The organism is Mycobacterium sp. (assembly GCF_049280035.1).
GTDB lineage: Bacteria > Actinomycetota > Actinomycetes > Mycobacteriales > Mycobacteriaceae > Mycobacterium.
Genome location: NZ_JBAPPI010000294.1, coordinates 1 through 13,594, shown reverse-complemented (window position 1 = coordinate 13,594; position 13,594 = coordinate 1). Strand labels below are relative to the sequence as shown.

Sequence of the window (13,594 nt, the reverse complement as noted above, 5' to 3'; positions counted from 1 at the left end):
GACAAGCGCCAGGCCGCGCTGGCCGAAGCCGGGCTGTTGGCGCCGCACTGGCCGGCGCCATATGGCCGTGGCGCCGGGCCCGCCGAGCAGCTGCTGATCGATCAGGAAATGTCGTCGGCCGCTGTGCCGCGCCCCGACCTGGTAATCGGCTGGTGGGCGGCGCCGACCATTCTCGAACACGGCACGCCCGAGCAGGTCGAGCGATTCGTACCGGCTACCCTGCGCGGCGAAATCTTCTGGTGCCAGCTGTTTTCCGAGCCGGAAGCCGGGTCGGATCTGGCGTCGCTGCGGACCAAAGCGGTGCGCGTCGACGGGGGCTGGGAGCTGACCGGGCAGAAGGTGTGGACGTCTTCGGCGCACAAGGCGCAATGGGGTGTCTGCCTTGGCCGTACCGATGCCGATGCGCCGAAACACAAAGGGATCACTTACTTTCTGATCGACATGAGCTCGCCTGGCATCGTGATCCGGCCGCTGCGCGAAATCACCGGTAACGCACTGTTCAACGAGGTCTTTCTCGACGGCGTGTTCGTCCCTGACGAGATGGTGGTCGGCACGGTCAACGACGGCTGGCGGCTGGCCCGCACCACGCTGGCCAACGAGCGGGTCGCGATGGCGCAGGGCACTGCGCTGGGCAACCCGATGGAACAACTGCTCGCGGCGGCGGCAGAGATCGATCTCGATGTCGCACAACAGGATCGGCTGGCACGGTTGATCATCACCGCGCAGGTTGGTTCGTTGCTCGACCAGCGCATCGCCCAGCTCGCGGTGGGCGGCCAGGACCCGGGGTCGGAATCCAGTGTGCGCAAACTCATCGGGGTGCGTTACCGCCAGGCGCTGGCCGAATACCGGATGGATCTGGCCGAAGGAGCGGGCGCGGTCGAGGACAAGATCGTGCACGATTTCCTGAACACCCGCTGCCTGACGATTGCCGGCGGCACCGAGCAGATCCTGCTCACGGTGGCGGCCGAGCGGCTGCTCGGCCTGCCGCGGTGACGAACTCCTCCGACAATGGTGCGGTCAGCGTGGCGGGCCAAGAATGACCTGTCCGAACTTGTCTGCTCCCTCGGCCATACGTGCAGGCGAGATTTCGAAACTCTCCGGGCGCGGCATAGCTCTGTCACGACCGGCGTAGCGGAACATACCCTCGATTCCAGCGGGCGTATTGATCATCAGCAGATCAGCTTTCTTGGATGTGATGCGGTATGCGTGCGGAATGTTCTTGGGCAAGAAGACGATACCGCCCTCCGATAGCTCCAGCTCTTGGTCGTCGTACCAGACCAACGCCGTCCCTTTGATCAGCATGAAGACCTCATCCTCACGCGTGTGTTTGTGGTACGGGGGTGCTTCTCCTTCGCTAACATCAAAGCGTCCGACCATCAACTGACCATCGGTGGCCTTGCCGTCGAGCAAGATTGCCAGTGTTCCGCCGTCGAGCCATTCCAATTGCTGCTGCTGCTCCGGTTGCGCCAAGTACGCCATGCTCACGAGTCATCCCTATTTGTTGTTAACGGGAGCACCAACTTGCTCCCAGATAGGTCAGTTGGGCGACGTCAATGTCGGATGGTTGAGAATATCCATGGGTGATCTTTAAGGCGCGGGAAACGCGACGATGATGAAGGCTCTTGCCATAGTCGCCTGCGTAGCAGGCGCCATCGCCGCGCTGGGCGTAACCTACCTCGCTGGCTGGGATCTGTACCTGACCGGCTTTCCCGACAGCCACCTCACCGACTATGACAAAGCGGTCGAAACGCCCAAACGGATCCTCATCTGGGTGGAGTTCGGTTTCGCTCCGCTGTTCCTGGTCTTGGCATTTTCTCCGATCGGCACCCGGGCGCGCGGCGTCGGACTGCTCGCCGCTCTGATTGCGTTGGTCCTCGTCGTAGTAGTCCAGCTAGTCGGCCTCCCTTGGTATTTCGTAAGCCATCTGCATCTCGATAACGGAATCGGCGGCTAGTTGAGGTGTATAGGCCGTAAGCTCGGAGATCACCGATGGGTACTGTGCTGATCCCGATTCCCGATCGTGACTTCGACCCCACCGAAGTCGCGGTGAGTTGGCAGGTCCTGCGCGCCGACGGCCACCGCGTTCTGTTCGCCACCGAAAGCGGCAGCCCCGGGGTGGCCGACGACATCATGGTCACCGGTCGCGGCTTGGACTTCTGGTCTGCGCTACCGGTGTTGGGCGCCATCACGATCGTGGGGCGAGTGCTGCGGGCCAACAAGGACGCCCGCCGCGCATATCGCGACATGCTGCAGTCCGCGGAATATCAGCACCCGTCCCGTTGGGCTGAAACCACTCTCGACGGCATTGACGCGCTGCTGCTGCCCGGCGGCCATCGTGCCCGCGGGATGCGCTCCTACATCGACAGCGACACGCTGCACCGCATGGTCGTCGACGCCTTCGCCCGCGGGGTGACCGTGGCCGCGATCTGTCACGGTGTGCTGCTCGCCGCCCGAAGCGTCGATCCCACGACCGGTCATTCGGTGCTCTACGGCCGCCGGACCACGGCGTTGACGTGGGCGCTAGAACGCACCGCCTGGCGTCTGAGCCGGATCACCCGCTTCTGGGACCGCAACTACTACCGCACCTACACCGAGGAGCCTGGGCAGGCCGCCGGCTACATGTCCGTGCAGTCCGAAGTCACCCGTGCGCTGAAAAACCCGGCGGACTTTTGCGATGTCGAACGGGGGTCACGGCACTGGCGGCTCAAGACCTCCGGAATGGTGCGCGACACCGCAACCGAGTCGCGGCCGGCATTCGTCGTCGACGACGGCAGCTACGTGTCGGCGCGCTGGCCGGGCGATACCCACACTTTCGCAAAGGTGTTGTCGCAGAAGCTTTGACGACGCGCACGGGCCGGGGTTGATCGGGTTAGATCTTACGGTTTTCCGATTTGATCAGCCATGCGAGCTTCTCCAGCCCGTCGATCTGCTCATGCAGGATGTCCGCTGTGCTGGGGTCTTCGGCGTCAACCGCGTCATGCACCGTGCGAAACGTCTCGACAGTTGCATAGATGCGGGTCGTGATCTGGTCCACGACCTCCGTAGTGTTGTGCTCGTTCGCCGGGAATCGGGGCAGGCTGGTAGTGGCGACCACCGTATCGGACCGGCCGTCCGGCACCGCATCAAGCGCGCGCATGCGCTCGGCGATGATGTCGCTGCCGTCGCGGGCGAAGTCGACCAGCTCGTCGAGTTGTAGATGTAAGTCGCGGAAATTCGTACCGACAACGTTCCAGTGGGCCTGCTTGCCCTGCAAATGCAGTTCGATGAGGTCGACGAGGATCCGCTGGAGGTTCTGGACAAGCTGCTGTGACGGCTGGAAGCCGTGTACCTCGTCCTCTCGCCGCCGGCTACCGCCGTTTGTCTGTGCTGTCGGGTGTTGTGCTGTTGTAGTCATGCCTCGATGATTCCGGCCAGAGGAACCTATGTCTGTGCGGCTGACACCAACATGAGATTGCAGCTAACCGGAATCTTTGGCTACCGGCTAGCGGGCAGCAGTGTTGGCACCTCGCTGGCGATATTGCGGCAGACCATCGCGCGTGCTACGCCGATCATGTGACAGAGCACGGGATCGCTCAGGTCAAGAGCGGCCGGCGGGAACATCCGGGCGGGCGGATCATGCGACTGCTGGTGCGGCCGACCCCTCCGCCGCTCTGGCAAGGGCTCGTCGCCGCTACGGCATTGATAGGCGTCGAGACGGGTGTCGTTGTTCTGCTCAAACATTTGGCTCCGACCATGGCTTTCGGCACGGTGTACCTGCTTGGGGTACTGCTGGTCGGAATGTCCTGGGGGTTCGGATTAGCGGCGATCACCGCACTGGTGAGCGCCGTGGCCTTCGACTATTGCCGAAGCTGGCCGCACGGCTTTGTTCTCGGCCAGCTTCAGAACTGGGTCGTGGTTGGCGTCTTCTTCGTCGTCGCGCTGTTGTGCAACAGTCTGGCTGGATTGGCCCGAGCCAGCGCGATCGAAGCCGATCGCCGCCGGCACGAAGCCGATCTCGCCGCACGGCAGCAGACCGCGCTGCGACGGGTCGCGACATTAGTGGCGCGTAACGTTCCGCCATCGGAGGTGTTCTCAGCCGTGGTCGCGGAGTTGGCCAATTGTCTCGATGTACAGAACGCGGCGTTGCTCAGATACGAGCCTGACGGCACGGCCCTGCTGCTTGCAGCGGCCGATGAACCAGGCTTGCAGAAGATGCCTGTGGGCGAACGCTTTTCGCTCAACGGCGAGAGTGTTGCAGCGGCGGTGTGGCGAGCCGGCCGAGCGGCACGAATGGACAGCCACGACTACGCGGCCGGGTCGGCGGCGGCGCGCATACGTGCGTTGGGTTTGCGCTCGGGTGTCGGGGCACCGATCATGGTCGACAGCCGGGTGTGGGGGGTGGCCGTTGCGGGTTCATCACGACCGAACGCGTTTCCAGCTGACGCGGAGCAACGCGTGAGCGACTTTGCGGACCTCATCGCGATTGCGATTGCCAACGTTCAGGCACGAGCGGAACTGACTACCTCACGGGCGCGGATCGTCACGGCCGCCGATGACAGTCGCCGCCGTTTCGAACGGGATTTGCATGACGGTGCCCAACAGCGACTGGTCTCGTTGGGACTCAAGCTGCGCCTGGCAGAGGAGTCTGTCTCGCCCCAGCAGACGACGCTGCGGGCACAAATTTCCGACGTCGTTACTGGTTTGGTCGGTGTCTCGGACGAACTACGGGAGATTGCCCGCGGTATTCATCCGGCGATCCTGTCAAAAGGAGGGCTCGGACCGACGCTGAAGACACTCGCACGCCGCTGCGCGGTCCCGGTAGAACTGGATATAGCTGTACCTCGGCGCTTGCCTGACTACGTGGAGGTGGCCGGGTATTACGTTGTGGCAGAGGCGCTTACAAATGTAGCTAAGCATTCACAGGCCTCTCGCGTGCAGCTGGCCGTCAAGGCTGAGGATGAGAACCTTTACCTTTCGATTCGCGACGACGGGGTTGGGGGAGCCGACGCCCGCAAAGGGTCTGGACTCATAGGCTTGGTGGACCGGGTTGAGGCCCTGGGTGGTCAGATCGGCATTACGAGTCGCCTCGGCGACGGTACATCGCTGGTGGTGAGGATTCCGCTGGAACTCGACGGGCCGCCCGGTGGGTAGTCCAGCGAACTTGGTCCGCACGAGACGTGAGTTTTGGTGCTAGCGGGAATGCCGACTGGCCGCTTGGGTGGTCACAATGGCGCTGTGGAGTCACCGGTTAAGCCGATCCGGGTTGTCATCGTCGACGACAATCCGGAGTTCCTCGACTCGGCCAGTCGGCTGCTTGAACACCAGGGGGCCCGCGTCGTCGGCATGGCATCAACCAATGCCGACGCGCTGCGGTCCGTCCAAGAACTGCGACCCGACGTGACACTGGTCGATGTAAATCTCGGAGACGAAAGCGGCTTCGATCTCGCGGAGGCGCTTCACGAGATCGACGGCGCGCCAACGGCCCCGGTCATACTGATCTCTACACACGCCGAGCCCGACCTGGCGGACATGCTCGCGGCCAGCCCCGCCATAGGTTTCCTCGCCAAGTCTGCCCTGTCCGCTTGTGCGATCATTACAGCCCTCGGTCGCCTGGGTGAAAGCAAGTAGTCCCGCGGATCGTCGCGCCTTTCACAACGCACGCCGCCTTTTTGTGATGCGCGCTCCTGCACCGCCCCGGGCTCATTGCAGCTAGCTGGTAGTGGCCAACTGCCGCTAACAGGGATGGTCAATGGGCGTTAGCGGCGAAGACTTTTTGTGCATACCGCGCGACGCTGACAGCTATGAAGAGCTACCCGTACGAAATACCTTCATCGCAGCGGGGTTACGCGGTTCGGCAACCGAAGATAGCCGAAATTCCGCTAGGGGGATGCGGTGACGATGTCGAATGCTGGCAGCCGCCATTGCGCCTTCAAACCGAAAACCCGTATAGCAGGCAGCTGTTTCGGCACCTGATCGCCACCGTTGTATTAGCCGTTATCACCGTCATTCTCTGGCTGTCCCTGATCGGGCTTGCGCCCGGCTCGTACGCACATAGCGCAGCGCGCACTAATCCAGCCGAGCAGTCAACCTCGGCTACAACTTCGTGATAACGCCAAAGTAAAAGGGAGACAACAGATATGACTACTGACCGGATAACCAACCCGCTGAGGTTGGCCAAAGGATCCCACCAACAGGGATCAGGCAAAGGGTGTGCCATGAACGTCATCTCCTACATCAACGGTGACGCGCAGATCACCGACTTCCCGGCGTGCTCGGCCCGCCCGTTGGCCGCTCTGGTCCAATCGTGCAACGACCTACTGGCCCGACCCGACGGTTATCTGTTACCAGAAGACAGCGTGCTCGCCCTTGATCTCGGGTGGCAGACAGTCGGAACCGCCAAGGTTCCCAATCCCGTCATCCACGCTTGGATCGCGGAGGTGCTAGCCAACCCCGCTTGGGGTGTCGTTCGCTACGCCAAACTCACGGCGGTCAAGGTGATCATCGACATCGCCGAGCTACATCGGAGGATGGCGTCCGGTGATATGCCGCCCATCGCGGCCTGGGACGCGGCCGATCGCGCGGCCCGCGCCGCGGCCCGCGCCGTCAGCTCGAGCGCAAACATCGCGGGACGGTATGCCTTACAGGCCGCATACGAGTCGACCGCACTCGTCGACACCTACGACCAGGCCGCGCTGGACGCCGTGACCGGTTGCGCTGTGCGCGCCCACGCGTTGGCAACCGGGGACTCGATGGAAAACCGCGTCATACAGCTCACTCGCCACGCCATCCGCTCATGGCGTAATTTTGCCGGACTGGACAGCGCTCGCCGCATGGAGCAGGCAGCAGTCGACGATGCCGCGCGACTCATCGGGGTGCCGGCCTGAGGGTCAATAGTGCGGTCAGTGACTTTCCGGGTGCGTCCGTAGCAAGATGTGATCGGTCGAATGGCCGAGAGGACGTTGCCGCATGGGAGTGGACTCCAGCAACACGCACAGTGCGCCAGGAGAAGAAGCAACTTCGCGGAGTAGCGCTCTACGCGTGATCGTGGCTGACGACGATGTCCTTCTTCGTGAGGGGCTGGCGAGCCTACTCGGGCGCTCCGGGTTCGACGTTGTCGGCCAGGCCGGCAATGCCACCGAAACCCTTGCCCTAGTCCGGGCGGAAAATCCGGACTTGCTTGTCGTGGACATCCGTATGCCGCCAACCAATACGACGGAGGGTCTTGACGTAGCAGGAGTCATCCGCGGTGAACTGCCCGAAATCGGCATTTTGGTTTTGTCGGCGCATGTCGAGGTCGAGCACGCGGTGGAGCTGTTGTCCAGCGGTCATGCCATCGGTTATCTCCTCAAGAGTCGGGTGACCGATGTGGCGGAATTTGTCGATTCACTACAACGGGTCGCTAACGGCGGCTCAGTAGTCGATCCGGCGCTCATCCAAGAGTTGGTCTCCGGACGCCGACGCGAAGATCCGCTCGCTGTTCTTAGTCCGCGTGAACATGAGGTGTTGGCGCTGATGGCGGAGGGGCGCACCAACGCGGGCATCGCCCGTCGACTGTGGCTCACCGAAGGCACCGTCGAGAAGCATGTCCGAAGCATCCTGAACAAGCTGAACCTGCCTGAGACCGCCGACGATCACCGCCGCGTTCGAGCGGTGATCGCTTTTCTCGAGTCCCGGTGACCTCTCGCAAAAGTGGTGTCGCAGAAGCTTTGACGGCTTAGGAGAAGTCGGCGAGATTGCGTCTACGGCTGTGCAATTTCGGAATCAACGACCCTGTGAGCAATCTCGGCGTCTTAAGCTCTCATCGCAGAAGCTTTGACGGCTCAGGAAAAGGTGGTCTGCGCGCAGGTGCTCGGCGAGGTGAGGTTGTTCCCGCCGTAGACCACCTGGATATGCGTGCACATGATGACCGGCACGTCGGTGCGCGGTTGGCCGGTGCGCCAGTCCGTCGCGTCGATCCGGCCGGTGGTCTGATACTTGTCCGGCGCACCGTCGCCCATGTACACCGTGGTGACGTTGTCGTGCCCGCCTTCTTTGAAGACCCGGTCGTATTGCGCGGTGGCGTGTACGTCGAGATAAAGCGTCCGGTCGGATGAACGGATGTCGGTGCTTTGGCGCGACCAGAGGTCAGACGGGAAACCGGTCACGCCGTCGCTGGTCTTGCGGTCGGCTCCGACGGTGAAGTCGCAGCTGCCGGTCGCACGATGGCAGTCGAGCACGGCTCGTGTTTCCAACTGGGTGCCGTCGTTGAGGGGAACCAAGGTGGTGGCGGTGTTGCTGGCGGCCGGGGATACCGCGGGCGGTGCCAATGCCAGCATCAGGCCGACGCCTGCTAGTGCCGTCACCAGCCGCTGCATCGTGCGTCCTCTCGCTTACGGTCTGAGCAGAACTTACGCTGCGGCTATTCGTCGTAGGTAACTTCGACCGAATCGGTCTCGGGGTGAGACTGGCAGGCCAGGATCAGCCCGTCGTCGAGGTCCTGCTGCTCCAGGACGTCGTTGACCGCCATGCTCACTTTGCCGCTGCGCAAGGTGGTGGCGCAGGCGCCGCAGTGGCCTTCGCGACAGGAGAACGGCGCGTCCAGGCCGGCATCCAGCAGCACGTCGAGCAGCTTGGCCCCGCGCGGCCACGACACGGTGTGGGTCTGCCCGTCTAGCTCGACTACCGCAGTGGCCGGCGGCTCCCCGTCATCAGAGCCGTCATCCTCGATCTTCACCGCAGCGAACGGATCGGTGTCCAGCGACCGGAACACCTCGATATGTACTTGCTGCGCAGGCACATTCAGATTTCCGAGGGCTTCTCGTGCGGCCGCCATGAATGGCCCGGGCCCGCAGATGAATGCCTGCCGGTCGGCGAACGGGGAGGCCAGTTGGGCCAGCGCGGTCGCCGACGGCAATCCCTGCAATGATTCCAGCCAGTGCAGCACGGTCAGCCGGTCGGGGTATTTGGCGGCGAGCTCGCGCAGCGCGTCGCGGAAGATCACCGAGCGGTCGTCACGGTTGGCGTAGAGCAACACCACCTGTCCGCTGCCCTCCGACAGTGCCGATTTGCAGATCGACATGACCGGCGTGATCCCGCTGCCGGCGGCCAGTAGCAGGAAGTCGTCGTCGAGCGTCTTGGGCACGAAGGTGCCCGACGGCGCCAGCACGTGAATCCGCATGCCGGGATGGGCATGGTCGCACAGCCAGTTCGACGCGTACCCGTCGGCGGTCCGCTTGACGGTGACCGTGAGCGCGTCGTCGGTGAACGGCGAGCTGCACAGCGAATAGCAGCGCGCGACCGATCCGGTGCGATCGCTGGGGACCCGCAGCGTCAAAAACTGGCCGGGCGCGTACCGCAGCCGGTCAGCAGGGATCTCGGCACCCGCGGGGACCCTGAACACCAGCGACCGCGCCTCGTCGGTCTCGGCGAGCACGTCAGCGATCTCCAGTTCAAGGACATGGCTGCCGAGCGGCTCGTCGGGAACCTCATCGGTCACGACATCCGGCACGGCGAAGTCCTCTCGTCTGTCATAACTAGAACAGGTTACAGAAAACTGGATTGGTGGCGCTACCAGTCGCAGGAACAGCCTGCTCGACACAAATCGGAACGTGTTCTAGTCTCTGTTTACGTGAGCCACCTATGGAGGGAACCCGTGACGTCCATTGAACAACGTGACGCCCAGTCGGTCCTAGACGGCATCGACGAACTGCTGTCCAAATTGCGGCAGCGGGCCCAGGAGACCGAAGACCTGCGTCGTTTGCCCGACGCCACGGTGAGCGAGCTTCAGGAAATCGGGTTCTTCAGGCTGCTGCAGCCCAAGCAGTGGGGCGGTCTGGAATGCGACCCCGCGCTGTTCTACGAGGCCGCTCGCCGGCTGGCGAGCGCTTGCGGTTCGACCGGCTGGGTCAGCTCGATCATCGGAGTGCACAACTGGCATCTGGCGCTGTTCGACCAGCAGGCCCAAGAGGAGGTCTGGGGCCAGGACACCAACGTGCGGATTTCGTCGTCGTACGCCCCGATGGGCGCGGGCGCGGTGGTCGACGGCGGCTATCTGGTCAGCGGCTCGTGGAACTGGTCGTCGGGCTGCGACCACGCGACGTGGGCGTTCCTCGGCGGCCCAGTGATCAAGGACGGCCGAGCGGTGGACTTCGGCAGCTTCCTGATTCCGCGCAGCGAATACCGCATCGATGACGTCTGGCATGTCGTCGGCCTCCGTGGCACCGGCAGCAACACCGTCGTCGTCAAGGACGTCTTCGTACCCCGGCACCGGTTCTTGTCGTACAAGGCAATGAATGACGGCACCGCGGGTGGCTATGAGACCAACACCGCTCCGGTTTACAAAATGCCCTGGGGCACAATGCATCCCACTACCATTTCGGCGCCGATCGTCGGCATGGCTTACGGCGCGTACGACGCGCATGTCGAGCACCAGGGCAAGCGAGTGCGTGCGGCTTTCGCCGGGGAGAAGGCGAAAGACGACCCGTTCGCCAAGGTTCGTATCGCCGAGGCGGCCAGCGACATCGACGCGGCGTGGCGCCAGTTGAGCGGCAACGTAGCCGACGAGTACGCGCTGCTGTCCGCCGGCAAGGAGATCCCCTTCGACCTGCGGGCCCGCGCCCGCCGCGACCAGGTACGTGCCACCGGGCGTGCGATCGCCTCGATCGACCGGCTGTTTGAGGCATCCGGCGCCACAGCGCTGGGCAATGATCAACCGGTGCAACGCTTCTGGCGCGACGCGCACGCCGGGCGGGTGCACGCCGCCAACGACCCCGAGCGGGCCTACCAGATCTTCGGTAACAACGAGTTCGGGCTGCCGCCCGGCGACACCATGGTCTAGGACATGACCACGACAGAGGAACTGACCTTCGAGTCCACCTCGCGGTTTGCCGAGGTTGACGTTGATGGACAGCTGAGGCTGCACTACCACGAAGCGGGCGTCGGTCACGACCAGACGGTGGTCCTGCTGCACGGCGGCGGTCCCGGAGCGGCGAGCTGGACGAATTTCGCGCGCAACATTCCGGTACTGGCCGAGCGTTTTCACGTGCTGGCCGTCGATCAACCCGGTTACGGCCATTCCGACAAACGCGCCGAACACGGCCAGTTCAACCACTACGCGGCCCGAGCGCTCAAAGGCCTCTTCGACCAATTGGGTCTGGGACGCGTTCCGCTGGTGGGCAATTCATTGGGCGGAGGCACCGTTGTCCGCTTCGCGCTGGACTACCCCGACCGGGCCGGACGTCTGGTGCTGATGGGTCCCGGCGGGCTGAGCATCAACCTGTTCGCGCCGGATCCGACCGAGGGTGTGAAACGGCTGGGGAAGTTCTCCGTCGAGCCGACGCGGGAGAATCTCGAGGCATTCCTGCGGGTGATGGTCTACGACCAGAAGCTGATCACCCCCGAGCTTATCGACGAGCGGTTCGCGTTGGCCAGTACACCGGAATCACTGGCCGCGACCATGGCGATGGGAAAGTCGTTCGCCGGGGCCGATTTCGAGCTCGGCATGATGTGGCGCGAGGTGCATCGGCTGCGTCAACCGGTGCTGTTGATCTGGGGCCGCGAAGATCGGGTCAACCCGCTGGACGGCGCGCTGGTCGCGCTGAAGACCATTCCGCGAGCGCAACTGCATGTCTTCGGGCAGTGTGGACACTGGGCGCAGGTGGAGAAGTTCGACGAGTTCAACAAGCTGACCATTGATTTCCTGGGAGGTGCGTGATGAGCATCCGTTCACTGGGCTACCTGCGCATCGAGGCCACCGATATGGCGGCCTGGCGTGAGTACGGCCTGAAAGTACTCGGCATGGTCGAGGGCAAAGGTGCGCCGCAAGGCGCACCTGAAGGAACACTGTATCTGCGGATGGATGATTTTCCGGCCCGACTGGTGATCGTGCCCGGTGAGCAGGACCGGCTGTCTGAGGCCGGTTGGGAATGCGCGAATGCCGCAGGCCTGCAGGAAATCCGGAACCGGCTCGATGTGGAGGGCACGCCCTACAAAGAGGCCACTGCTGCCGAACTTGCGGACCGCCGGGTGGACGAGATGATCCGGTTTTCCGATCCCTCGGGCAACTGCCTGGAGGTTTTCCACGGCGCCGCTTTGGAGCACCGCCGGGTGGTCAGCCCGTACGGGCACAAGTTCGTCACCAGTGAGCAGGGTCTTGGGCACGTAGTGCTGACCACCCGCGACGACGAAGAGTCGCTGCACTTCTACCGCGATGTGCTCGGCTTCAAGCTGCGCGACTCGATGCGGCTACCGCCGCAGTTGGTTGGAAGGCCCGCCGATGGGCCGCCGGCCTGGTTGCGCTTCTTCGGTTGCAACCCGCGTCACCACAGCCTGGCCTTCATGCCGGGACAGACGCCCAGCGGCATCGTGCACCTGATGATGGAAGTGGAGCAGGCCGACGACGTGGGCCTGTGCCTGGACCGGGCGTTGCGTCGCAAGGTGCCCATGTCGGCCACGCTGGGCCGCCACGTCAACGACCTGATGCTCTCGTTCTACATGAAGACACCCGGTGGCTTCGATATCGAATTCGGTTGTGAGGGTAGAAAAGTCGACGACCACGACTGGATCGCCCGCGAGAGCACCGCAGTGAGTCTGTGGGGCCACGACTTCAGCATCGGCTTCCGCGGGTAGCAATGGCTGAGCAGATCGATTCACGCACCTTCCGGCAGGTGCTGGGTCAGTTCTGTACAGGGATCACGATCATCACAACGGTGCACGACGACGTCCCGGTCGGCTTCGCGTGTCAGTCGTTTGCGGCGCTGTCGCTGGAGCCGCCGCTGGTGCTGTTCTGCCCGACCAAGGTGTCGCGCTCATGGAAAGCCATCGAGGCCGCCGGGAAATTCTGCGTCAACGTGTTGACCGAGAGCCAGAAGGACGTGTCGGCGCGGTTCGGCTCCAAGGAACCGGAGAAGTTCGCCGGTATCGACTGGAGCGCTTCACCTTTGGGTTTGCCGGTTATCGACGGATCGCTGGCCTACATCGACTGTACGGTGGCCTCGGTGCACGACGGCGGCGACCATTTCGTGGTGTTCGGCGCAGTGCAGTCCCTTTCGGAGGTGCCCAAGATCAAGCCGCGGCCATTGCTGTTCTATCGCGGCGACTACACCGGCATCGAGCCCGACAAGACCACCCCGGCGCAGTGGCGTGATGACCTGGAAGCCTTCCTGACGACGACCACCCAGGACACCTGGCTGTAGCGGATTTGCGTCGAATGCACGACGGAACTCCTCTAATGGCCTACCTCCCGCGAGAGGCGATACTGATTTCATGCCGCAGGTGCCGCCCGCCCGTTATCTACTGAGGGCGAAGGATTTCGTCGACGCGCGCTACGCGGAGCCGATCACCGTGGAGGACCTGGCCGCGGTGGCGGGGTTGTCGCGGGCGCATTTCAGCCGGATGTTCACCAGGACGTTCGGCGAGTCGCCTCGCGCCTATCTTCAGAGCCGCCGGCTGGAGCGGGCGGCGGCGTTGCTGCGCTACACCGATCGCTCGGTGGCCGAGATCTGCGTGAGGGTCGGGTTGCAGAGCACCGGATCGTTCACGACTAGCTTCGCGCGGGTGTTCGGCAAGCCGCCGGCGGCATACCGGGCGAGCATGCCGCCTGCCTCTGTGCACGCCCGAGTGCCGAGCTGCATTCTGC

Annotated in this window: 16 protein-coding genes; 12 read left to right on the top strand and 4 right to left on the bottom strand. The window is 63.6% G+C overall.

Going from position 1 to position 13,594, the window contains the following annotated elements:
• The coding region (locus WAN71_RS10010) for an acyl-CoA dehydrogenase family protein (protein WP_422225182.1) at positions 1–993 on the top strand (993 nt) is incomplete at its 5' end.
• Between the two features lie 24 nt (positions 994–1,017).
• Here WAN71_RS10010 and WAN71_RS10005 read toward each other — a convergent pair.
• Positions 1,018–1,479: a cupin domain-containing protein gene (locus tag WAN71_RS10005; protein WP_422225184.1), complete on the bottom strand. Its 462-nt coding sequence runs from the start codon at positions 1,477–1,479 to the stop codon at positions 1,018–1,020.
• 133 nt (positions 1,480–1,612) lie between these two features.
• On the opposite strand from WAN71_RS10005, the gene WAN71_RS10000 reads away from it, so the two are divergent.
• A complete protein-coding gene (locus WAN71_RS10000; protein WP_422225181.1) occupies positions 1,613–1,954 on the top strand; it encodes a hypothetical protein in 342 nt (113 codons plus the stop codon).
• A gap of 35 nt (positions 1,955–1,989) precedes the next feature.
• The gene (locus WAN71_RS09995) at positions 1,990–2,841 is read left to right on the top strand and encodes a type 1 glutamine amidotransferase domain-containing protein (protein ID WP_422225180.1); all 852 of its coding nucleotides are present in this window, start codon (positions 1,990–1,992) and stop codon (positions 2,839–2,841) included.
• A 28-nt stretch (positions 2,842–2,869) separates the two neighbouring features.
• Here WAN71_RS09995 and WAN71_RS09990 read toward each other — a convergent pair whose 3' ends face one another.
• Positions 2,870–3,394: a Dps family protein gene (locus WAN71_RS09990; protein ID WP_422225179.1), complete on the bottom strand. Its 525-nt coding sequence runs from the start codon at positions 3,392–3,394 to the stop codon at positions 2,870–2,872.
• A gap of 158 nt (positions 3,395–3,552) precedes the next feature.
• On the opposite strand from WAN71_RS09990, the gene WAN71_RS09985 reads away from it, so the two are divergent.
• The 4 genes from WAN71_RS09985 (at position 3,553) to WAN71_RS09970 (ending at position 7,656) form a co-directional block, all read left to right on the top strand.
• Positions 3,553–5,130, top strand: a complete 1,578-nt coding sequence (locus tag WAN71_RS09985) for a GAF domain-containing protein (RefSeq protein ID WP_422225178.1) — start codon at positions 3,553–3,555, stop codon at positions 5,128–5,130.
• A gap of 84 nt (positions 5,131–5,214) precedes the next feature.
• Positions 5,215–5,607 carry a response regulator gene (locus WAN71_RS09980; RefSeq protein WP_422225177.1) on the top strand — a complete coding sequence of 131 codons (393 nt, stop codon included), beginning with the start codon at positions 5,215–5,217 and terminating at the stop codon, positions 5,605–5,607.
• A gap of 587 nt (positions 5,608–6,194) precedes the next feature.
• Positions 6,195–6,863 (top strand): hypothetical protein, encoded by a 669-nt coding sequence (locus WAN71_RS09975; RefSeq protein ID WP_422225176.1) that lies wholly within the window; start codon positions 6,195–6,197, stop codon positions 6,861–6,863.
• Positions 6,864–6,945: 82 nt separating this feature from the next.
• Positions 6,946–7,656 carry a response regulator gene (locus WAN71_RS09970; RefSeq protein WP_422225175.1) on the top strand — a complete coding sequence of 237 codons (711 nt, stop codon included), beginning with the start codon at positions 6,946–6,948 and terminating at the stop codon, positions 7,654–7,656.
• 143 nt (positions 7,657–7,799) lie between these two features.
• Here the strand turns inward: WAN71_RS09970 and WAN71_RS09965 are convergent, their stop codons facing one another.
• Together WAN71_RS09965 and WAN71_RS09960 are read right to left on the bottom strand one after the other, a co-directional pair.
• Positions 7,800–8,333: a hypothetical protein gene (locus WAN71_RS09965; protein ID WP_422225174.1), complete on the bottom strand. Its 534-nt coding sequence runs from the start codon at positions 8,331–8,333 to the stop codon at positions 7,800–7,802.
• A gap of 44 nt (positions 8,334–8,377) precedes the next feature.
• Positions 8,378–9,454 carry a 2Fe-2S iron-sulfur cluster-binding protein gene (locus tag WAN71_RS09960; protein ID WP_422225183.1) on the bottom strand — a complete coding sequence of 359 codons (1,077 nt, stop codon included), beginning with the start codon at positions 9,452–9,454 and terminating at the stop codon, positions 8,378–8,380.
• Positions 9,455–9,610: 156 nt separating this feature from the next.
• On the opposite strand from WAN71_RS09960, the gene hsaA reads away from it, so the two are divergent.
• From hsaA to WAN71_RS09935, 5 genes are all read left to right on the top strand, one after another.
• Positions 9,611–10,795, top strand: a complete 1,185-nt coding sequence (gene hsaA, locus WAN71_RS09955) for a 3-hydroxy-9,10-secoandrosta-1,3,5(10)-triene-9,17-dione monooxygenase oxygenase subunit (protein WP_422225173.1) — start codon at positions 9,611–9,613, stop codon at positions 10,793–10,795.
• A 3-nt stretch (positions 10,796–10,798) separates the two neighbouring features.
• On the top strand, positions 10,799–11,671 hold the full coding sequence (hsaD, locus tag WAN71_RS09950) for a 4,5:9,10-diseco-3-hydroxy-5,9,17-trioxoandrosta-1(10),2-diene-4-oate hydrolase (RefSeq protein ID WP_422225172.1): 873 nt from the start codon (positions 10,799–10,801) through the stop codon (positions 11,669–11,671).
• Complete coding sequence (hsaC, locus tag WAN71_RS09945) at positions 11,671–12,585, top strand: iron-dependent extradiol dioxygenase HsaC (RefSeq protein WP_422225171.1); 915 nt, start codon at positions 11,671–11,673, stop codon at positions 12,583–12,585. The genes hsaD and hsaC overlap by 1 nt, the downstream gene beginning before the upstream one ends.
• 2 nt (positions 12,586–12,587) lie before the next feature.
• Positions 12,588–13,151, top strand: coding sequence for a 3-hydroxy-9,10-secoandrosta-1,3,5(10)-triene-9,17-dione monooxygenase reductase subunit (hsaB, locus tag WAN71_RS09940; protein WP_422225170.1), 564 nt, complete (start codon positions 12,588–12,590; stop codon positions 13,149–13,151).
• A gap of 70 nt (positions 13,152–13,221) precedes the next feature.
• On the top strand, positions 13,222–13,594 hold a 373-nt coding region (locus tag WAN71_RS09935), incomplete at its 3' end, for a helix-turn-helix domain-containing protein (protein WP_422225169.1).

What these genes read in the sequence shown, in the direction of transcription:
- WAN71_RS10005 (WP_422225184.1), bottom strand. Translation starts at nt 1,479, where the DNA reads ATGGCGTACTTGGCGCAACCGGAGCAGCAGCAGCAATTGGAATGGCTC.
- WAN71_RS10000 (WP_422225181.1), top strand. Translation starts at nt 1,613, where the DNA reads ATGAAGGCTCTTGCCATAGTCGCCTGCGTAGCAGGCGCCATCGCCGCG.
- WAN71_RS09995 (WP_422225180.1), top strand. Translation starts at nt 1,990, where the DNA reads ATGGGTACTGTGCTGATCCCGATTCCCGATCGTGACTTCGACCCCACC.
- WAN71_RS09990 (WP_422225179.1), bottom strand. Translation starts at nt 3,394, where the DNA reads ATGACTACAACAGCACAACACCCGACAGCACAGACAAACGGCGGTAGC.
- WAN71_RS09975 (WP_422225176.1), top strand. Translation starts at nt 6,195, where the DNA reads ATGAACGTCATCTCCTACATCAACGGTGACGCGCAGATCACCGACTTC.
- WAN71_RS09970 (WP_422225175.1), top strand. Translation starts at nt 6,946, where the DNA reads ATGGGAGTGGACTCCAGCAACACGCACAGTGCGCCAGGAGAAGAAGCA.
- WAN71_RS09965 (WP_422225174.1), bottom strand. Translation starts at nt 8,333, where the DNA reads ATGCAGCGGCTGGTGACGGCACTAGCAGGCGTCGGCCTGATGCTGGCA.
- hsaD (WP_422225172.1), top strand. Translation starts at nt 10,799, where the DNA reads ATGACCACGACAGAGGAACTGACCTTCGAGTCCACCTCGCGGTTTGCC.
- hsaC (WP_422225171.1), top strand. Translation starts at nt 11,671, where the DNA reads ATGAGCATCCGTTCACTGGGCTACCTGCGCATCGAGGCCACCGATATG.
- hsaB (WP_422225170.1), top strand. Translation starts at nt 12,588, where the DNA reads ATGGCTGAGCAGATCGATTCACGCACCTTCCGGCAGGTGCTGGGTCAG.